The sequence below is a fragment of the Sphingomonas sp. SUN019 genome (assembly GCF_024758705.1).
Classification (GTDB): Bacteria; Pseudomonadota; Alphaproteobacteria; order Sphingomonadales; family Sphingomonadaceae; genus Sphingomonas.
The window spans coordinates 443,647-464,375 of sequence record NZ_CP096971.1 but is presented as its reverse complement, the minus strand read 5'-3'; the positions used below and the strand labels follow the sequence as shown (position 1 = coordinate 464,375).

Below are 20,729 nucleotides of genomic sequence, written 5' to 3'. Positions count from 1 at the left end.
TGAGTGTCGGGCGGCGGGAGCGTCGCGGCTACGCTCCCGGCAATTCCAGGATGCGTTTGGCGACGATGTTCAGCTGCACCTCGCTCGTTCCGCCCTCGATCGAATTGGCCTTGGTGCGGAGCCATGCGCGGGGCGCGGCGCCGCCGTCGGAGCGGTCGCTGTCCCATTCCAGCGCGTCCGATCCGCCCGCGGCCATCATCAACTCGTGGCGCGATTTGTTCAGTTCGGTGCCGTAATATTTCATCATCGACGGATCGGCAGGATGCGCCTTTCCGGCCTTCAGTTCGTCGATGAAGCGTTCGGACATCGCCGCGAACGCCTTCGACCGGACCTCGAACTGCGCGATCTGCGCGCGGAGCAGGGGGTCGGCGAGCTTGCCGTCGTGATCGACCCCGATCGTCGCCAGCGCGCCCTCGATCAACGGGTTTTTCGACCCACCGCCGAGGCCCATGCCCGAGATCATCTCGCGCTCATGCCCGAGCAAATATTTCGCGACGTCCCAGCCCTTGTTCAGCGTGCCGACGAGATTCTCCTTCGGCACCTTCACATCGTCGAAGAACGTTTCGCAAAAGGGTGAATAGCCCGAGATCAGCAGGATCGGTTTCGTCGACACGCCCGGCGTCGCCATGTCGAACAAAACGAAGCTGATGCCGTTGTGCTTGTTAGTCTTGTCGGTCCGGACGAGGCAGAAGATCCAGTCAGCGTAGTCGGCGTAGCTGGTCCACACCTTCTGGCCGTTGACGAGGAAATGGTCGCCCTTGTCCTCGGCGCTGGTCGCCAGGCTGGCCAGGTCGGACCCGGCGTTGGGTTCGGAATAGCCCTGACACCAGCGGATTTCGCCGCGCGCGATCTTGGGGAGGTGATCCTTCTTCTGCTCCTCGGTGCCGTATTTCAGCAGCGCCGGGCCGAGCATCGATATGCCGAAGCTGTTGAGCGGGTTGCGCGCGCGGATGCGGGCCATTTCCTCGCGCAGGGTCTTCGTCTCGGCCGGGTTCAAACCGCCGCCACCATATTCCTTCGGCCAGTCGGGCACGGTCCAACCGCGTTCGCCCATGCGGTTCATCCAGTCCTTTTGCGGCTGGGTCAGCTTCGACTGGTCGCGCCCGCCCCAGCAGACGTCGGCGTCGGTGCGGACGGGTTCGCGCATTTCGGGCGGGCAGTTCGCCTCCAGCCAGGCGCGGGTTTCGGTGCGGAAGGTGTCTTCGGTCATGTGTTGCTCCAGACGAGGTCGTGCGCCGCGCGGGCGATGGCGATGGCGGTGTGGTCGCGCCAGGTGTCGGCGATGACCTGCACGCCGATCGGCAAGCCATCGGCATCGCGGCCGATGGGCACCGAGGTGGCGGGCAGCATCGGGAAGGTCGCGAGGCCGGGGAAGACGAACTGGTGCGTGAACGGCGTTTCCGCGCCATCGATCGTCAGCTTGCGGTCGCCGAGCGGGGTGTCGTCGTGCGCGAAGGCGGTGACGCCCAGCGCGGGCGCGATCACCGCGTCGTATTGGTCGAACAAGCGGTTCCACGCGCGTTTGTTGCGCGCCTGACGATCGCCGAGGTCGAACCAATGCGCCAGCGTCGCGGGTTCGCCGCCGTCGACGGGGACGCCGCGGGTGATCGCGATGTTGAGCATCGCCCAATAATCGCGGTGCTGCTGCGAAAGGTCGGGGAGCAGGTCGCTGCTGCGGTCGACGGTCGCGCCCGCGGCCTCGAACGCCGCGGCGAGGTTTTCGATTGCGGTAACGATCGACGCCTGCACTTTGGCCATCGGGTGACCGGCCAGGATCAGGATGCGCCATTCGCCGGGTTTGCGGATCGGCGCGCGTGGGATCGGGAAATCGGCCCCGATGTCGAGCGCCACGGCGAGATCGTCGGCGTCGCGCGCGAGCGGTCCGATGACGCTGAGCGCGGGTTTCGCGCCGTCGGTGTCGGGGAAATAATGGCCTTCGCCGGTCATCAGGCCGTAGCTGATCTTGTGCCCCCACACCCCGTTGAACGCGGCGGGGACGCGGATCGAACCGCCGATGTCGGACCCGTATTCCAGCGGGACCATGCCGGATGCCAGCGCCACCGCGGAGCCGCCCGACGACCCGCCTGCGCTGCGTGACTGGTCGACCGCGTTGCGGGTGCGGCCATAGACCGGGTTGATCGATTGGAGGTCGGCGAGTGCGACGGGGACGTTGGTCTTGCCGAGCAGGATCGCGCCCGCGGCCTTCAGCCGTTTGACCATCACCGCATCGTCGCGCGCGATGAACGTTCGGTGCTCCTCGTAACCCCAGGTCGTTGGCAGCCCGGCGATGTCGAACGATTCCTTGATCGTCATCGGCACGCCGAGCAGGGGTCCGTCGAAGCCCGCGGCGATACGCTGGTCCATCTCGGCGGCGGCCTTGCGCGCGTTATCGAAGTCGCGGACGACGACCGCGTTGAGGTCACTGTCGCGGGATTCGATACGCGCGATGGCGGCTTCGGTTTCGGCGATCGCGGTGGTTTCGCCCGCGCGGATCGCGGCCGCGGTTTCTAGGGCCGACTTCTCCCTCTCCCCGCTTGCGGGGAGAGGGCCGGGGAGAGGGGCAGTTCGTTGCATCGTCGTCGTATCCGTCATGCCCCTCTCCCTCGCTTCGCTGCGCTCGCTTGCCCTCTCCCCGCAAGCGGGGAGAGGGAGATTCTGTTCACTTCACCGTCCCGTCCTTCAACGTCTGCGCGACCTTGAAGCCGTGCTTCTCCAGCCCCGCGACGACCTTCTCATACCCTTCGGTCTTCGCCCAGAACATCGGGCCGCCGCGATAGACGGGCCAGCCGTAGCCGTAGATCCACACCACATCGACGTCCGACGCGCGCTGCGCCTTGCCTTCTTCCAGGATCAGCGCGCCTTCGTTGACCATCGGATAGAGCGTGCGTTCGACGATTTCCTGATCGGTGATGTCGCGCTTGGCCATGTTCGATTTGCTGCGGAAATCCTCGATGATCTCGGCGACGCGGGGGGAGGGGGTGGGGTTCCGCTTTTCGTCGTAATCGTAGAACCCGGCCTGCTTCTTCTGGCCCCAGCGGCCTTCGGCGGCGAGCGCATCGCGGATGCTCTCAACGCGGGTCGGATCGCGGTGCCAGCCGATGTCGACCCCGGCGAGGTCGGCCATCTGGAACGGCCCCATCGGCATCCCGAAATCGACGTGGACCTTGTCGATCTGTTCGGGCGTCGCGCCCTCCATCAGCAATTTGTTCGCTTCCTGCTGGCGCGGGGAGAGCATGCGGTTGCCGATGAAGCCGTGGGTGACGCCAGCGACGACCGCGACCTTTCTGATCTTCTTGGCCAGCGCCATGACCGTCGCGAGCACGTCCTTCGCGGTCTTCTCGCCGCGCACGACCTCCAGCAGTTTCATCACGTTGGCGGGGGAGAAGAAGTGCATCCCGACGACATCCTCGGGGCGCGAGGTGCTGGCGGCGATTTCATCCACGTTCAGGTAGGACGTGTTAGACGCGAGGATCGCACCGGGCTTGGCGATCTTGTCGAGCTTACCGAACAGTTCCTTCTTCACGTCCATATTCTCATACACCGCCTCGATGATGAGGTCGCAGTCGGCGAGGTCGTCGAGGCTGAGCGTGGGGGTCAGCAGGCCCATCGCCTTATCGGGCGCGTCGGGCTTGATCCGGCCCTTGGCGGCGGAGGCCTCGTAATTCTTGCGCATCACGCCGGTGCCGCGGTCGAGCGCGTCCTGCTGCATCTCGACGATCGTCACCGCGATCCCCGCGGAGAGGAAATTCATGCTGATCCCGCCGCCCATCGTGCCCGCGCCGATCACGCCGACTTTGTTGATGGGGCGGAGCGTGGTGGTCTTGGGGTCGATGTCGTCGATCTTCGCGGCCTGACGCTCGGCGAAGAACAGATGGCGCTGGGCGGCGGATTGCGTGCCCATCATCAGTTTCATGAACTCTTCGCGCTCGAACTTCATGCCCTCGGCGAAGGGGCGGTCGGTTGCCGCTTCGACGCAGCGGATGTTGGCTTCGGGCGCGTCGAAGCCGCGCATTTTCCGCGCGTTGGCCTTGCGGAATGCTTCCACCGCTTCCGGGTCGGCGGTGGCGGTTTTTTCGCTGATACGGGGGACGGGTTTGCCGATTTGTTCGCGCGCGAAGGCGATGGCGTCGGCTTCCAGGCTATCCTCGCCGACGACGCGGTCGACCAGCCCGATTTCGGCGGCCTTCTTCGCCGGGACCGGATCGCCGATCGCGACCATTTCCAGCGCAGCCTTCACGCCGACCAGCCGCGGCAGACGCTGCGTGCCGCCCGCGCCGGGGAGCAGGCCCAGCTTCACCTCGGGCGTGCCGAGCACCGCGGAGGGAACGGCGACGCGGTAATGGCACGCGAGCGCGGTTTCGCAGCCACCGCCGAGCGCCGTGCCGTGGATCGCGGCGACGATCGGCTTGTCGGCCTTGTCCATCGCGTCGAGCACCTCGTGCAGGCCGGGGCCGCGCGGGGGTTTGCCGAATTCAGTGATGTCGGCGCCTGCGAAAAAGGTCTTGCCGTCGCAGCGCAGGACGATCGCCTTGATCGATGCGTCGTTCAGGCCTTCCTCGAAGCCCGCTTTCAAGCCTTCACGGACGTCTGCGCCCAGCGCGTTCACGGGCGGGCTGTCGGAGATGATGACGAGCACGTCGTCGTGGCGTTCGGTGCGGACGGGGAAGGTCATTGTCTTCGGTCTCCTAGCATTCTGTTTCGTCATTCTCGCGAAAGCGGGAACCCATCTCGTGCGCGCGCCGCATGTGGACGCGGCGGGAGATGGGTCCCCGCGTGCGCGGGGACGACGCTAATTCATCGCCGCATAGATCATCGTCTTCAGTTCGCGGCGGATCGGGTAGATCATCGAGGGGCTGAGCTGCGTCATGAACACCATGCTCACCCGTTCTACGGGGTCGATGAAGAAGGCGGTGTTGAACATGCCGCCCCAATAATATTCGCCGACGCTGCCCGGCATCATAGACCGCGCGACGTCGATCGTGACCGCGAAGCCGAGGCCGAAGCCGGTGCCGGCATTCTGCGTCTCGCTGAACAGCGACTTCGACATCGCCGACAGGTCCGCGCCGCCGGGCAAATGGTTCTGCGTCATCAGCTGCAGCGTCTTGCGGCCAAGGATGCGCGCGCCGTCCAACTCGCCGCCGTTCAGGCACATCCGGATGAAGCGGTGATAGTCGAGCGCGGTCGAGACGAGGCCGCCGCCGCCCGACAGGAATTTGAACGGCGCGGCCCACATGCTCTCGTCCGCGCGGTCGAACATCGTCCGGCCCTTTTCGGGGAGGAAGGTGTAGCAATCGGTCAGCCGATCGACCTTGTCCGCGGGCACGGTGAAGAACGTGTCGTCCATCTTCAGCGGGGCGAAGATGCGCGTGCGGAAGAATTCGTCGAGCGGCATCCCCGACACGCGCTGCACCACCGCGCCGAGCACATCGGTCGCGACCGAGTAATTCCAGCTGGTGCCGGGCGAAAATTCGAGCGGCAGCTTCGCGAGTTCGGCCACGAAAGAATCGAGATCGTGGTTGCCGTGCCAGTTCTCCAGCTTCGTCTCGCGATGCGCGGCGTCGATGTTGGAGCGGTTCTGGAAGCCGTAAGTGAGGCCCGCGGTGTGGCGCAGCAGGTCGACCATGCGCATCGGCTCGTCGGTCGGCTTCGTCACGAACGGCACGCCCGCGCCGCCGCCGTTATAGACGCCAACGCGCTTGAATTCGGGCAGGACGTGGTGGACCGGGGTGTCGAGCGCGACCTTCGCTTCCTCGACCAGCATCATGAACGCGACCGAGGTGATCGGCTTGGTCATCGACGCGATGCGGAACAGCGAGCCTTCGTCGATCGGCTTCTTCTTGCCTTCGCGCGCGGCCCCGGCGCTGGAGAAATGTACGATCTCGTCATCGCGCGCGACGAGCAATTGCGCGTTCGCGAACTCGCCCGAATCGAGATAGCGACCTTTAAGGAAGGTATCGATTGTGGCCAGCCGCTTGCCGTCGAATCCGTGCTTCTCGGGCTTTGCGATCTTCATGGCCTCTCCATACCCCTGCTTCTAAACATTGCCGGACCCTATCGCCTTGAGCGCTGGCGGAATCAACTCTAACCTCGAACCCGACATTCAGAAAACCCCGAGAGGATGCGTTGGTGGATACCGAAATGCTGGTTGCGCTGGACCCGTCCTGGCCTGCGATGGGGCTGGACGAGGCGAAGGCGATACTGACCGCGCCGGGCGCGAAGTTCGAGATGGAGACGGTCGAGATTCGCGGCGTGCCGACGCGGGTGTGGAGGAATTGCCCACCGTCGTTGCGCTGGCTGGTCGAGGCGTCGCGCGCGCACGGCGACGCGCTGTTTACGATCTATGAGGACGAACGCGTTTCGTATGAGGCGAATTACCGCGCAATGGCGGGGATCGCGGCCGATCTGGTACGGCGCGGGGTGGGGAAGGGCGACCGCGTGGCGATCGCGATGCGCAACCTGCCAGAGTTTCCTGCGATCTTCTTTGCAGTGGTGTCGATCGGCGCGATCGTCGTGCCGCTGAATGCGTGGTGGACCGGGGCGGAGCTTGAATACGGCCTCGCCGATTCGGGCGCGCGGCTGTTGTTCGTGGATGACGAGCGCCATGCGCGGCTGGCGGATCACTATGCGAAGCTGGCGGGGATCGAGCACGTCTATGTTTCGCGTTCCAGCACCCCGGTGGAGGGGGCGGCGTCGCGGCTGGAGGATTTGATCGGCACGCCGCACGACTGGCATCGCCTGCCCGACGCCGCGCTGCCCCCCGCCGAGATCGCACCCGACGATCATGCGACCATTTTCTACACCAGCGGGACGACGGGCCATCCGAAGGGTGCGCTGGGCACGCATCGCAACATGCTGACCAACATCCATACGAGCGGGTATTCGGGCGCACGTAGCTACTTGCGACGCGGTGCGCCGATCCCTGAGCCGACGCCACGGACGCAGTTGATCGTCGTGCCGATGTTTCACGTCACCGCCTGTTCGGCAGGAATGATGGGCGCAATCGCGAGCGGCGGCACGATGATCTACATGCGCAAATGGGACGCATTGCGGGGCATGGAAATCATCGAGCGCGAAAAGGTGCATATCACCGGTGGGGTGCCGACGATCGCATGGCAAATTCTGGAGCATCCCGAACGCGCGAACTACGATCTCTCCAGCCTGGAGGCGATCGCTTATGGCGGTGCGCCGTCCGCGCCCGAACTGGTGCGGCGCATCTATCAGGAATTCGGGGCGCTGCCGGGGAACGGGTGGGGGATGACCGAGACGATGGCGACGGTCACGTCCAATTCGGCGGAAGATTATCTCAACCGGCCGGACAGCGCGGGGCTGCCCGCGGCGGTGGCGGATGTTAAGGTGACCGACGAGGACGGGCGTGAACTGCCACCCGGCGAAATCGGAGAGCTGTGGATACGCGGGCCGATGACCGTCGTGGGGTATTGGAACAAGCCGGAGGCGTCGGCGGAGACGTTCGTCGACGGCTGGGTGCGGACCGGCGATCTGGGGCGCGTCGATGAGGAAGGGTTCGTCTATATCCTGGACCGCGCGAAGGACATGATCATCCGCGGTGGCGAGAACATCTATTCGACCGAGGTGGAGAACGTGCTCTACGCGCATCCCGCGGTCACCGATTGCGCGCTGATCGGGCTGCCGCACCGGATATTGGGGGAGGAACCCGCGGCGGTCGTCCATCTATGTCCGGGGTGCAGCGCGACCGAGGCGGAGCTGCAGGCGTGGGTGCGCGAGCGGCTCGCGGTATTCAAGACGCCGGTCGCGATCCGCTTCGTCGCGGACACACTACCGCGCAACGCCAACGGCAAGATACTGAAGCGCGATTTGAAGGTCTTGTTCGAGGACCGTGTCGCGGCGTAAAGCGCTGCGTACAAGGGGTGAACAGATGTCCGTGACGACAGACTTTCTGCGGGGCCGGCGACGTTCCGCGATGACCGCGGAAGAAAAGGCAGTGCTTGAGGCGTCGGTCGAGGACGTGAAGACGGTACCCGCGCGGAAAATCGTCATTCGGCGCGGTGATCGGGTCCACTACAGCACGTTGCTGCTGTCGGGGACGATGTGCCGGTACATGGACGCGCGCGATGGATACCGGCAACTGGTGGCGTATCAGGTGCCGGGCGATTTTGTCGACCTGCACGGCTATCCGCTGCAACGGCTGGACCACGACGTCGCGACGCTGAGCGAATCGCGCATCGCGTGCGTTCCGCATGAGCGGCTCGATGCGATCGTGCGCGATTATCCCAATCTTGCGCGGATGCTGTGGTTTTCGACGCTGCTGGATGCGGCGCTGCATCGCGAGTGGATTTTCCGGCTCGGACGTCTCGACGCCGGGGGCCGGATCGCGCACTTCCTGTGCGAGACGCATGACCGGATGGCGGCGACCGGCCGCGCGGAAAATGGGGTTTATGCGCTTCCGCTGACGCAGCAGGATATCGGCGAGGCGTGCGGGCTGACCAGTGTTCACGTCAACCGGACGCTGCGCAAGCTGCGTGAGGACGGGCTGGCGGACGTGGCGCGTGGCAAGGTGCAGATCATCGACCGCGCAGCGCTGGTGCGATTGGGCGAGTTCGATCCGGACTATCTGTATCTGGAAGAGGGTCCGTGGGCGGCGAGTTGAGTTGAACGACGCGGTCATTGCGAGCGAAGCGAAGCAACCCAGGGTCGCGCGCGCCACGCTGGGTTGCCGCGTCGCGTCGCTCCTCGCAATGACGATCTCAACCGATGTGATCCGGCTCTAAGCGCTGACCACGCGTTCCACCGCCGCCTTCCAGCCCGACAGCCGTACATCGCGCGCCTCAGCGTTCATCGTCGGCTCGAACGTCTCCACCGCGCCGCGCATCGTCCCCGCCGCCTCCAGGCCCGCGAACATGCCGCAGCCGACCCCGGCCAGCATCGCCGCGCCGAGCGCAGTCGTTTCGGCGAATTTCGGGCGCTCGACCGTCAGGCCGAGCATGTCGGCTAGATCCTGCGCCATCCAGTCGTTGGCGACCATGCCGCCATCGATGCGCAGGACGTTCCAGTCTTGACCATCGGCGGCGAAGGCGGCTTTCAGGTCGTGCACCTGGTGCGCCATCGCCTCCAGCGCGGCGCGGACGATATGCGCTTTCCCATTGGCGAAGCTGAGGCCGGTGATCGCGGCGCGGGCGTCGGGTTCCCACCACGGCGCGCCGAGGCCGGAGAGTGCGGGGACCAGATACACCCCGCCATTATCGTCGACCGATCGCGCCAGTGCGGCGGTCTCGGCCGCATCGCCGATCAGCCCGACCGAATCGCGCAGCCATTTGATCAGACTGCCTGCAACGAAAACCGATCCTTCCAGCGCGTAATGCCGCTTGCCGCCAAGCTGCCACGCGATGGTGGAGAGCAAGCGATGGTCCGATGTCGGCGGGGTCGTACCCGCCTGCGTCAGAACGAACGCGCCGGTGCCGAACGTCGCCTTCGTATCGCCGACCGCCAGGCAGCCCTGGCCGATCGTCGCCGCCTGCTGGTCCCCCGCCATGCCGCAGATCGGGATCGCGTCGCCGAACAAGGTGGTTTCGCCGAACCGCCCGGCGCAATCGACGATCTCGGGCAGCGCCGATCGAGGCACGCCGAACAGGTCGCAGAGTTCGTCGTCCCAGCCGCCGTCCAGCGTCATCAATTGCGTGCGGCTGGCGTTCGACGCGTCGGTGACGTGCGCGCCGGTCAAATTCCACACCAGCCAGCTTTCGACCGTACCGATCGCCAGCCGGTCGCCCGCGGCCTTCAGTTGCGGCCATTCCCTCAACGCCCAGCCGATCTTCGAGCCGGAAAAATACGGGTCGAGCAAAAGACCGGTCTTGCGCTGCACCAGTTCCTCATGCCCGGCGTCGCGCAAAGCCCGGCAGGTGTCCGCGGTGCGTCGGTCCTGCCAGACGATCGCGGGGGCCAGCGGTTCGCCGGTCGTCCGGTCCCAGAATACGATCGTCTCGCGCTGATTGGTGATGCCGATCGCCGCGATCCGCGAGGGGCCGCCGGCTTGCGCCACCATCGCGCCCGCCACACGCAACGTTTTGCGCCAGATCTCGCCCGCGTCATGTTCGATCCAGCCGGCGCGCGGATAATGCTGTTCCAGCTCGGTCTGTTCGCTCGCCAGGCATTCTCCGTCGGGGGAGAACAGCATCGCGCGGGTGGACGTGGTGCCTTCGTCGATAACCAGAATCGTGTCGCTCATGCGGCCCACGCTAGCGGCGTGGATGCGGGCGGGCTAGGACAGGAATATGGCCGATCACCCAAACGCCCCGCCGCCGCCCGCCACCACGGTGGGGGAGGGCGCGTTCGGATTGCCGCAGGCATCGTCGTCTCAACCCGGCGTCGGGATAGAGGATGCACGGATCGCGCTGCGCCGCGACCGGCTGCTCGCCGCACTGACCCTTATTGCGGGAATCGGGTTGGTCGTCGGCATACCGTTCGCGCTGAAGGAGGGGGCGGAGTTCTTCCTGCCGACCACCGGCGCGCTGGTCGTCGCGATCGCGCTGATCCCGCTGCTCGAATGGATGGAGGATCGGCGCATACCGTCGTCGATTGCGGCGTTGTTCTGCGTGTTGCTGTTCCTGATCGCGGCCAACATCGCGCTGGCCGCGATCGTGGTGCCCGCGACCGAATTCTTCCGCCTGCTTCCGAGCAGGATCGGGCGAATCCAGGAAAATCTCGCTCCTCTGCTCGATCTCTATTCGAACCTGGAAAAGTACGCGAACCGCACGCTCAGGCAGATCGCGTCGACCCCGATCCGGTCGTCGCCCACCGCCGCGGTCGCGCCGCCGAGCTCTATCCTCGAGCTGGCCGCGACGTCTGCGCCGGGGGTCATCATCCAGGTGTTCTACGCGATCCTCGTCGCGTTCTTCTTCCTGTCGGGCTGGACGCGGATGCGCGCGGCGACGATCAAGAATCGCGCCAGCTTCGGCGGCGCGATGGCGACCGCGCGGGTGATCCAGGATGTGGTGGACGACGTGTCGAGTTATCTCGGCACGATAACCGCGATCAATATCGTGCTGGGGCTGGTCGTGGCGGGCGCGATGCACCTGCTGGGAATGCCGTTTCCCTTGATGTGGGGCGGCATCATCGCGCTGCTGAACTACATCCCCTATTTCGGGCCGGTCATCGCGGCGCTGCTGCTGGCGATCGGCGGGCTGATGACCTTCGGCGATATCTGGACCGCGCTGGCCGCGCCCGCGATTCTGTATGGCTGCCACCTGATCGAGGCGAATGTCGTCACGCCGCTGATCGTCGGGCATCGGCTGACGATCAGCCCGATCCTGATCCTCATCTCGATCAGCTTCTGGGGCTGGGTGTGGGGCACGACGGGTGCGCTGCTCGCGGTGCCGCTGCTGATCATCCTGCAGACCGTGCTGGGCGCAGCGGGCAAGCCCGACATCGCGGGCTTCCTGTTCGAACATGGCACGCTGGTTCGGCAGCCACGCCCGCGCCGCCGAGCCTTCCTGCGTTCCGAAAAAAGCGGCGAGACGAGCGTTGACAGCCCCGGATCGCCCGCCTAGTTGGCGCGCCTCACGCTTTCCAAGCGGGTGTAGCTCAGTTGGTTAGAGCGCCGGCCTGTCACGCCGGAGGTCGCGGGTTCGAGCCCCGTCACTCGCGCCACCCTCTCCTGTGAAGAGGTGGTCACAAGCGTTTCTGCGAACCTGCATTTTCCGATTTCGCTTTCAGATACTCGGCTGACCCGTCGGGTCTTCGGACGGCGCGCCGGGCGCGGGCACGTCGATATCGTGGCCGGGAGGATTGACCTCGGGCGGCGGTGTGTCGGGGCGGCCCGGTTGGGTCGGCTGTGCAGGCACTTCGTTCGGTGGGGTAGTCGCCATCGTCATTCTCCTTATCCACCCCAACGCCCCGCGACCGCGCGGGTTGCCGCATGGCTTGCCCCGCGCGCATACCCGGTATAGAGGCGCGCGACCGGCGGTGCCTCAATGCGGGCGTGGCGGAACTGGTAGACGCGCTTGGTTTAGGTCCAAGTATCGCAAGATGTGGGGGTTCGAGTCCCTTCGCCCGCACCAGTCCCCGCTATGCGAGCGGGGTGGCACCACCCCCAGAAATTCCAGACGAAAGCGCTACCGATGCAGACTGTCGAGACGTTGAACGAGGGGCTGAAGCGCGCCTACACCCTCACCATCACCGCCAAGGACATCGAGAAGAAGGTCGATGCCGAGCTGAAGCGCGTCGCGCCGCAGGTGAAGATGCCCGGCTTCCGCCCCGGCAAGGTGCCAGCGAACCTGGTGCGCAAGATGCACGGTCCCGCGCTGATGCAGGATGCGCTGAACAATTCGATCCAGGAGGGCGTGCAGTCGCTGATCGCGGAAAAACAGCTCCGCCCGGCGATCCAGCCCTCGGTCGAGCTGGCCGACGGTTATGAGGACGGCAAGGACGCCGAGATCAAGGTCGCGCTGGAAGTGCTGCCGCAGGTGCCGACCCCCGCGATCGACGCGCTGAAGCTGGAGCGCCTCAGCGTGCCCGTCGCCGAGTCGGCGATCGAGGAGCAGTTGCAGAAGTTCGCCGACCAGCAGAAGAAGTGGGACGACGCCAAGGCGACGTACAAGGCCAAGACGGGCGACCTGGTGACGGTCGATTTCGCCGGCAAGACCGCCGACGGCGTCGCGTTCGAGGGCGGCACCGGTGAGGACATGGCGGTCGAGATCGGCTCGGGCCGCCTGATCCCGGGCTTCGAGGATCAGCTGGTCGGGACGAAGACCGGCGACGACAAGACGCTGAACGTCACCTTCCCCGACGATTATCCTGCCAAGGAACTGGCCGGTCAGCCCGCGACGTTCGACATAACGGTCAAGTCGGTGAAGACCGCTGGCGAGAGCGTGATCGACGAGGAACTGGCCAAGAGCCTGGGCCTCGAGAGCCTGGAGCAGTTGCGCGGCCTGCTGAAGGGGCAGATCGAGCAGGAGCATAACGGCCTGACGCGCACGCACATGAAGCGCAAATTGCTCGACCAGCTGGCCGAGGGGCATGATTTCGAAGTGCCGCCGTCGATGGTCGAGGCCGAGTTCGCGCAGATCTGGGCGCAACTCGAGCATGAAGCCACGCACGAGCCCGATCCCGAAGCCGCGATGAAGGAAATTGAAGCCGAGCGCGGCGACTATCAGAAGATCGCCGAGCGCCGCGTGCGGCTGGGCCTGTTGCTGTCGGAAATCGGCCAGGCGAACGGCGTCGAGGTGAGCGCGCAGGAGATGAACCGCCTGATCGCGCAGGCCGCGCAGCAATATCGCGGCGAGGATCAGCAGCGCTTCATCCAGTACGTGCAGCAGGATGCGATGGCCGCAGCCCAGCTTCGCGCGCCGCTATATGAGGACAAGGTCGTCGATTTCCTGTTCGACAAGGCCGAAGTGACCGACCGTGAAACGACGCGCGAGGAGCTTGAGGCGGCAATCGAGAGCGACGAGGGGTTTTCGACCGGCACGCATTCGCACGACCACGAAAACCACAAGCCGAAAGCGGCGAAGAAGGCCGCGGCCAAGAAAAAGGCCGAGCCTGCCGATGAAGCGGTAGCAGCGGAGCCTGCGAAGAAGGCGCCGGCCAAGAAGGCTGCGACGACCGAAGATGCGCCGGCCGAGGCTGCGGCCAAGCCCGCCGCCAAGAAGACGGCCGCCAAGGTCGAGGAAGCGCCGGTCGAGGCCGAAGCTCCTGCGAAGAAGCCTGCGGCGAAGAAGGCTGCAGCCAAGCCGGTGGCCAAGGACGATAACGCCGCCGTCGAGACTGCGTCCGCCAAGCCCAAGGCGAAGAAGGCCGCAGCAAAGTCGGAAGGCTGAAGCCTACCTCGTCATGCTGGATGTTTTCCGGCATCCACCGTTCGGCAAGGGTTTCGACCTAAATACGCGCTGGACGGTGGATCCCGGAACGAGTCCGGGATGACGAAGGAATTGTGATCTTGTCCGAACCCCGCATCGCCGTCCTGCTGCCGTGCTATAACGAGGAAGCGGCGATCGTGCAGACGATCGCTGGATTTCGCGCGGCGCTGCCGACGGCGGTGATCTACGTCTATGACAACAACAGCGCCGACCGGACGCGCGAGGTTGCGCGCGCGGCGGGTGCGATCGTGCGGTGCGAGCGTATTCAGGGCAAGGGCGCAGTGGTGCGGCGGATGTTCGCTGATGTCGACGCCGACGTCTATGTGATGGCCGACGGCGACGCGACTTATGACGCCGCGTCCGCACCTGCGCTGGTCGCGCGCGTGCTGGACGAACAACTCGACATGATCGTCGGCAGCCGGCTCGGCGAAGCGGCGGCGGCGTATCGTCGTGGGCATCGGCTGGGCAATGCGATGCTGACGGGGATGCTGGCGAAGTTGTTCGGACGCAGCTTCACCGATATCTTGTCAGGTTACCGGGTGTTCTCGCGACGGTTCGTGAAGAGTTTCCCGGTCCTGTCGGTCGGGTTCGAAATCGAAACCGAAATCAGCGTCCATGCACTCGAATTGAAGATGCCGACCGCCGAGGTCGAGACGCCGTATTTCGCACGGCCCGCGGGATCGGTGTCGAAACTCAGCACTTACCGCGACGGCTGGCGCATCCTGGGGACGATCGTGACGCTCTACCGGATCGAGCGTCCGATGTGGTTCTTCGGTGGGATCGGCGCGCTGCTCGCGGTGCTGGCGGTGATCCTCGCGATCCCGCTGGCGATCACCTATGCGCAGACCGGGCTGGTTCCGCGTTTTCCGACCGCGATCCTCGTCACCGGACTAATGATCCTGGCCGCGCTGTGCCTGTTCGCCGGGCTGATCCTCGACACTGTCGTGCGCGGGCGGCGCGAGGTGCGGCGGCTGGCCTATCTCGCCTATGGCGCACCGGGGGCGGAGCGGCTTACCGGCGGGGCTTGAACAAGCATTACGAAGCGCCGATGTTGGTGCTCTTCAGGGCATAAGAGAGTTTTTCCATGCACAATCCGTTCGAGACCGGCGACTTTGCGAGCCCGCTGGCCAGCGCCGGGCTCGGCCTGCAGCAGACGCAGGCAGGCCTCGTCCCCATCGTGATCGAGCAGTCGAATCGCGGCGAGCGCAGCTTCGACATCTTCAGCCGTTTGTTGCGCGAGCGTATCATCTTCGTGACCGGCGGGGTCGAGGACGGCATGGCATCGCTCATCACCGCGCAGTTGCTGTTCCTCGAGTCGGAAAATCCGAAGAAGGACATCTTCATGTATATCAACTCGCCGGGCGGAGTCGTCACGGCGGGCATGGCGATCCACGATACGATGCAATATATTCGTCCGCGCGTCGGGACGGTGTGTGTCGGTCAGGCCGCGTCGATGGGCAGCTTCCTGCTGGCGGCGGGCGAACCGGGGATGCGCGTCGCGCTTTCCAACGCTCGCATCATGATCCATCAGCCGTCGGGCGGGGCGCAGGGCATGGCCGCGGACATCGAGATTCAGGCGCGCGAAATCCTGCGGATGCGTCACGATCTCAATACCTTGTATGCGAAATATACCGGAAAGACGCTGGCCGAGATCGAGCACGCGATGGACCGCGACAAGTTCATGTCGACCGAAGAGGCGAAGACCTTCGGGCTGATCGACGAGGTGTTCGACAAGCGTCCGGCGCCGGCTGACGATCTGGCCCAGGCGGCTTGAAATCTGGCGGCCGGAAGGTCGGCGGGTGCAACCCGCCCGCTCTTTCGGCATTGCCGTTTCGTGACGGACCGGGTTACCATGCCCAGTCCGCAACACGCGCGTGATCCGCGCGGAAGGAATGATTGAATGACGAAGCTGAGCGGCGGCGATTCGAAGAGCACGCTATATTGCTCGTTCTGCGGCAAATCGCAGCATGAGGTGCGCAAGCTGATCGCGGGTCCGACCGTCTTCATCTGCGACGAGTGCGTCGAGCTGTGCAACGACATCATCCGCGAGGAAACGAAGTCCGCGCTGGTGAGCAAGAAGGACGGCGGTGTGCCGACGCCGCAGGAAATCTGCGACGTGCTCGACGACTATGTGATCGGGCAGAAGCGCGCCAAGCGCGTGCTGTCGGTGGCGGTGCACAATCATTACAAGCGGCTGAACCACGGCGCCAAGGGTGCCGATGTCGAGCTGTCTAAGTCTAATATCCTGCTCGTCGGGCCGACCGGTTGCGGCAAGACGCTGCTCGCGCAGACGCTGGCCCGCATTCTCGACGTGCCGTTCACGATGGCCGACGCGACGACGCTGACCGAGGCGGGCTATGTCGGCGAGGATGTCGAGAACATCATCCTGAAATTGCTTCAGGCATCGGACTACAACGTCGAGCGGGCGCAGCGCGGGATCGTCTATATTGACGAGATCGACAAGATTTCGCGCAAGGCAGAAAATCCGTCGATCACGCGCGACGTGTCGGGCGAGGGCGTGCAACAGGCGTTGCTGAAGCTGATGGAGGGCACCACCGCGAGCGTCCCGCCGCAGGGCGGGCGCAAGCATCCGCAGCAGGAGTTCCTGCAGGTCGATACGACGAACATCCTGTTCATCTGCGGCGGCGCGTTCAGCGGCCTCGAAAAGATCATCGGTGATCGCCTGCAGGGCAAGTCGATCGGGTTTGGGGCGTATGTCGCCAGTCCTGAGGAACGCCGCACCGGCGAGACGCTGAAGTCGGTCGAGCCCGAGGATCTGCTGAAATTCGGCCTGATCCCGGAGTTCGTCGGCCGTCTGCCGGTCATTGCGACGCTGGAAGACCTCGACATCCCGGCACTGGTGAAGATCCTGTCCGAACCGAAGAATGCGTTGGTGAAGCAATATCAGAAGCTGTTCGACATGGAGCAGGTGCAGCTTGGCTTCACCGACGATGCGCTGGTGCAGGTCGCGAGGAAAGCGATCGACCGCAAGACCGGCGCGCGCGGGCTTCGATCGATCCTGGAGAGCATCCTGCTCGACACCATGTTCGACCTGCCCGGCATGGACGGCGTCGACGAGGTGATGATCGACAAGGACGTGATCGAGGGCCGCAAGGAACCGATCCGCGTCTATGCCGAAAAGAAGAAGGCCGGCGACGCGGCCTAATCGCCGTCCATAAACGACAAGCTAGGGGCGTCGGGCGACCGGCGCCCTTTTCGTTTGCACACTTCGTTACGGACCCAATGCGGGTCCGCGCGCATTGGTTTGTCGGGCAACAGGAGCGACCATGACCGACACAACCGTGATGCATCCGACGAAGCGACCGTTGTTCGAGCGGATGGCGTTGCCGTGGTGGACGTGGGCATTTCCGCTGCTGGGGCTGGTCGCGATCGCGGTCGGACTGGCGAAGCTGGGGACGGCCGGCACGATCGCGGCGGCGGTGATCCTGATCGGCAGCGTATTGGCGGCGGTGCATCATGCCGAGGTCGTGGCACACCGCGTGGGCGAACCGTTCGGGACGCTCGTGCTGGCTGTCGCTGTGACGGTGATCGAGGTGTCGCTGATCGTCAGCCTGATGCTGGCCGATTCGGGCGATGCCTCGGCACTGGCGCGCGACACGGTGTTCGCGGCGATCATGATCATTCTGAACGGGATCGTCGGGCTGTGCTTGCTGGCGGGTGGACTGAAGCACGGCGAGCAGCGCTTTACATTACGTGGTGTAAGCGCGGCTTTGTGCGTGCTGGCGGCGATGGTGGTGCTGTCGCTGGTGCTGCCGAACTACGTCACGTCGACGCCAGGGCCGAGCTATGCGCCATCGCAACTGGTGTTCGTCGCGGTCGTCTCGTTGATCCTCTACGTGTCGTTCGTGATGGTGCAGACGGTGCGGCACCGCGATTATTTCCTGCCCGAGGGCGACAATCTGCCGAAGGACGCGCACGCCGCGCCGCCGACCGACGCCGCGGCCTGGGCGGCGTTTGGCACCTTGCTGGTAGCACTGGTCACGGTCGTATTGCTGGCGAAGGATCTGTCGGCGACGGTCGAGGCCGCGGTGTTGAATGCCGGGCTGCCGCTGGCGGTGGTCGGCATCGTGATCGCCGCGCTGGTGCTCGCGCCCGAAAGCCTGGCCGCATACCGGGCCGCATGGAAGGACCGGTTGCAGACCAGCCTCAACCTGGCGCTCGGTTCGGCGCTGGCGACGATCGGGTTGACGATTCCGGCGGTTGCGATCGTATCGCTGGTGCTGGGCCTGCCGCTGGCGATGGGACTCGATCCCAAGAGCATCGTGCTGCTGATTTTGTCGCTGTTTACGATCACCTTGTCGCTCGGCACCGGCAAGACGACGGTGCTGGGCGGCGTGGTGCATCTGGTGATCTTCGCGGCGTATCTGTTTACCACGATTGTGCCGTGAACGCGTCCGACGATTGATGGATTTCGCGCGCACACCATATATGATCCATCACGCCGCCTGAGGTGAGGGCGGTATCGGAGCGTTCATGACCCAGACCTTCCCCCTTCTTCCGCTGCGCGACATCGTCGTATTCCCCAACATGATCGTGCCGTTGTTCGTCGGCCGCGACAAATCGGTCGCGGCGCTCGAAGCCGCGATGGCCGCCGACAAGGAGATTTTCCTCGTCGCGCAGCTCGATCCTGCACAGGACGATCCCAAGGCCGACGATCTTTACGACATCGGCGTCACCGCGACCGTGCTGCAGCTGTTGAAGCTGCCCGACGGGACGGTGCGCGTGCTGGTCGAGGGCAAGACGCGCGGGCGGCTGGGCGGACTGGTCGAGGCCGACGGCTATGTCACGACCGAGGTCGTGCCGGTCGAGGACAAGGAAGCCGAAGGGACCGAAGTCGCCGCGCTGATGCGGTCGGTGGTCGATCAGTTCGAGAATTACGCGAAACTGAACCGAAAACTGCCCGCGGAGACCGCGGTGCAATTCTCCGAGATCGAGGATGCAAGCCGTCTGGCCGATGCGGTTGCGGGCAATATCTCGATCAAGGTGGCGGACAAGCAATCGCTGCTGATCGAGGCCGATCCCGGCAAGCGGCTGGAGATGGTCTTCGCCTTCATGGAGGGCGAACTGGGCGTCCTGCAGGTCGAGAAGAAGATCAAGAGCCGCGTGAAGCGCCAGATGGAGAAGACGCAGCGCGAATATTACCTGAATGAGCAGTTGAAGGCGATCCAGCGCGAACTCGGCAACGAGGGCGAAGAAGGCGAAGGCGACGAGATCGCCGAGCTGACCCAGAAGATCGCGACGCTGAAGCTGTCGAAGGAGGCGCGCAGCAAGGCGACAGCCGAGCTGAAGAAGCTGAAGTCGATGGCCCCGATGAGCGCCGAGGCGACCGTCGTGCGCAATTACCTCGACGTGCTGCTCGGCCTGCCGTGGGGCAAAAAATCGAAGCTGAAGAAGGATATCGCGCAGGCGCAGATCACGCTCGACGAGGATCATTATGCGCTGGAGAAGGTGAAGGACCGGATCGTCGAATATCTGGCGGTCCAGGCGCGCACCAACAAGCTGAAAGGCCCGATCCTGTGCCTCGTTGGTCCTCCCGGCGTCGGCAAGACGAGCCTCGGCAAGTCGATCGCCAAGGCGACCGGGCGCGAGTTCATCCGCCAGTCGCTGGGCGGCGTGCGCGATGAGGCCGAAATCCGTGGGCACCGGCGGACGTACATCGGATCGCTGCCGGGCAAGATCGTGACGAACCTGAAGAAGGCTGGAACGTCGAACCCGTTGTTCCTGCTCGACGAGATCGACAAGCTGGGTCAGGATTTCCGCGGCGATCCGGCGTCGGCGTTGCTCGAAGTGCTCGACCCCGAACAGAACGGCAAGTTCCAGGATCATTATCTGGAGCTGGACATCGACCTGTCCGACGTGATGTTCGTGACGACCGCGAACACGCTGAACCTGCCGCAGCCGCTGCTCGACCGGATGGAGATCATCCGGCTGGAGGGCTATACCGAGGATGAGAAGGTCGAGATCGCGCAGCGGCATCTGATCGCCAAGCAGATCGAGGCGCACGGCCTGAAAGCGGGCGAGTTCGAGCTGACGACCGAGGGGCTGCGCGCGCTGATCCAGATGTATACCCGCGAGGCCGGAGTGCGGACGCTGGAGCGCGAGATCGCCAAGCTCGCGCGGAAGGCTTTGCGTCGCATCCTCGAGGGCAAGATGACCAGCGTCATCATCACGCCCGAGAATATCGGCGACTATGCCGGGGTACAGAAATACCGCCACGGCCTGAGCGAGACCGAGGATCAGATCGGCGCGGTGACCGGGCTCGCCTGGACCGAGGTCGGCGGCGAATTGCTGACGATCGAAAGCGTCACCGTGTCGGGCAAGGGCGCGGCGAAGCTTACGGGCAAATTGGGCGACGTGATGAAGGAGTCGATCGAAACCGGCTTCAGCTTCGTCAAAGCGCGCGCGCCGAGCTATGGGATCAAGCCGAGCCTGTTCGCGCGGAAGGACATCCACATCCATCTGCCCGAAGGCGCGGTTCCGAAGGACGGGCCTTCGGCAGGCGTCGGGATCGTCACTTCGATCGTGTCGACGATGACCGGCATTCCGGTGCGGCGCGAGGTGGCGATGACGGGCGAAGTGACGCTGCGCGGCCGCGTGCTGCCGATCGGCGGGCTGAAGGAAAAATTGCTCGCGGCGCTGCGTGGCGGGATCGAGACGGTGCTGATCCCGCAGGAGAATGAAAAGGATCTCGCCGAGATCCCGCAGAACATCAAGGACGGGCTGAAGATCATTTCGGTCAGCCATGTCGACGAGGTGTTGCGACTCGCGTTGACCCAGCCGCTGGAGGCGATCGACTGGACGGAGGCGGACGAATTGGCGGCTCTCCCGCCGACTGCGGTTCCTCCGGTTGGTGCGGAGTTGCATCACTAATATAGATTA

At 64.8% G+C, this 20,729-nt stretch carries 15 protein-coding genes and 2 tRNA genes; 11 read left to right on the top strand and 6 right to left on the bottom strand.

Annotated features, from left to right (window positions below; translation table 11 throughout):
• Positions 1–28: 28 nt before the first annotated feature.
• The 4 genes from M0208_RS02315 to M0208_RS02300 all read right to left on the bottom strand — a co-directional run bounded on the left by M0208_RS02315 (position 29) and on the right by M0208_RS02300 (position 6,013).
• Positions 29–1,210, bottom strand: a complete 1,182-nt coding sequence (locus tag M0208_RS02315; protein ID WP_258890123.1) for an acyl-CoA dehydrogenase family protein — start codon at positions 1,208–1,210, stop codon at positions 29–31.
• Positions 1,207–2,574 (bottom strand): amidase family protein, encoded by a 1,368-nt coding sequence (locus M0208_RS02310; protein WP_408988129.1) that lies wholly within the window; start codon positions 2,572–2,574, stop codon positions 1,207–1,209. The genes M0208_RS02315 and M0208_RS02310 overlap by 4 nt, the downstream gene beginning before the upstream one ends.
• Positions 2,575–2,659: 85 nt before the next feature.
• Positions 2,660–4,672, bottom strand: a complete 2,013-nt coding sequence (locus M0208_RS02305) for a 3-hydroxyacyl-CoA dehydrogenase NAD-binding domain-containing protein (protein WP_258890121.1) — start codon at positions 4,670–4,672, stop codon at positions 2,660–2,662.
• Between the two features lie 117 nt (positions 4,673–4,789).
• Positions 4,790–6,013 carry a serine hydrolase gene (locus M0208_RS02300; RefSeq protein ID WP_258890120.1) on the bottom strand — a complete coding sequence of 408 codons (1,224 nt, stop codon included), beginning with the start codon at positions 6,011–6,013 and terminating at the stop codon, positions 4,790–4,792.
• A gap of 125 nt (positions 6,014–6,138) precedes the next feature.
• Here M0208_RS02300 and M0208_RS02295 point away from each other — a divergent pair, with 125 nt between their 5' ends.
• Positions 6,139–7,869, top strand: coding sequence for a class I adenylate-forming enzyme family protein (locus M0208_RS02295; protein WP_258893149.1), 1,731 nt, complete (start codon positions 6,139–6,141; stop codon positions 7,867–7,869).
• 70 nt (positions 7,870–7,939) lie between these two features.
• Positions 7,940–8,626, top strand: a complete 687-nt coding sequence (locus M0208_RS02290; protein WP_309546974.1) for a Crp/Fnr family transcriptional regulator — start codon at positions 7,940–7,942, stop codon at positions 8,624–8,626.
• A 117-nt stretch (positions 8,627–8,743) separates the two neighbouring features.
• Here M0208_RS02290 and glpK read toward each other — a convergent pair whose 3' ends face one another.
• Positions 8,744–10,201 (bottom strand): glycerol kinase GlpK, encoded by a 1,458-nt coding sequence (glpK, locus tag M0208_RS02285; protein ID WP_258890118.1) that lies wholly within the window; start codon positions 10,199–10,201, stop codon positions 8,744–8,746.
• 46 nt (positions 10,202–10,247) lie between these two features.
• Here glpK and M0208_RS02280 point away from each other — a divergent pair, with 46 nt between their 5' ends.
• Both M0208_RS02280 and M0208_RS02275 read left to right on the top strand, forming a co-directional pair.
• Entirely contained in the window at positions 10,248–11,522 is a 1,275-nt protein-coding gene (locus tag M0208_RS02280; RefSeq protein WP_258890117.1) for an AI-2E family transporter, read from the top strand.
• Between the two features lie 23 nt (positions 11,523–11,545).
• Positions 11,546–11,622 (top strand) — tRNA-Asp (locus M0208_RS02275).
• A gap of 62 nt (positions 11,623–11,684) precedes the next feature.
• On the opposite strand, the gene M0208_RS02270 is transcribed toward M0208_RS02275, so the two are convergent.
• Positions 11,685–11,840 (bottom strand): hypothetical protein, encoded by a 156-nt coding sequence (locus M0208_RS02270; RefSeq protein ID WP_258890116.1) that lies wholly within the window; start codon positions 11,838–11,840, stop codon positions 11,685–11,687.
• A 107-nt stretch (positions 11,841–11,947) separates the two neighbouring features.
• Between M0208_RS02270 and M0208_RS02265 the strand changes: the two genes are divergently transcribed.
• The 7 genes from M0208_RS02265 to lon all read left to right on the top strand — a co-directional run bounded on the left by M0208_RS02265 (position 11,948) and on the right by lon (position 20,720).
• A tRNA-Leu gene (locus M0208_RS02265) sits at positions 11,948–12,032 on the top strand.
• A 60-nt stretch (positions 12,033–12,092) separates the two neighbouring features.
• Positions 12,093–13,790, top strand: a complete 1,698-nt coding sequence (tig, locus tag M0208_RS02260) for a trigger factor (RefSeq protein WP_258890115.1) — start codon at positions 12,093–12,095, stop codon at positions 13,788–13,790.
• A gap of 119 nt (positions 13,791–13,909) precedes the next feature.
• Entirely contained in the window at positions 13,910–14,857 is a 948-nt protein-coding gene (locus tag M0208_RS02255) for a glycosyltransferase family 2 protein (RefSeq protein ID WP_408988073.1), read from the top strand.
• A 56-nt stretch (positions 14,858–14,913) separates the two neighbouring features.
• Positions 14,914–15,603, top strand: coding sequence for an ATP-dependent Clp protease proteolytic subunit (locus M0208_RS02250; protein WP_258890114.1), 690 nt, complete (start codon positions 14,914–14,916; stop codon positions 15,601–15,603).
• Between the two features lie 126 nt (positions 15,604–15,729).
• Positions 15,730–16,995 (top strand): ATP-dependent Clp protease ATP-binding subunit ClpX, encoded by a 1,266-nt coding sequence (gene clpX / locus M0208_RS02245; protein ID WP_258890113.1) that lies wholly within the window; start codon positions 15,730–15,732, stop codon positions 16,993–16,995.
• A 121-nt stretch (positions 16,996–17,116) separates the two neighbouring features.
• Positions 17,117–18,238, top strand: a complete 1,122-nt coding sequence (locus M0208_RS02240; RefSeq protein ID WP_258890112.1) for a calcium:proton antiporter — start codon at positions 17,117–17,119, stop codon at positions 18,236–18,238.
• Between the two features lie 85 nt (positions 18,239–18,323).
• Positions 18,324–20,720: an endopeptidase La gene (lon, locus tag M0208_RS02235; protein ID WP_258890111.1), complete on the top strand. Its 2,397-nt coding sequence runs from the start codon at positions 18,324–18,326 to the stop codon at positions 20,718–20,720.
• Positions 20,721–20,729 lie beyond the last annotated feature (9 nt).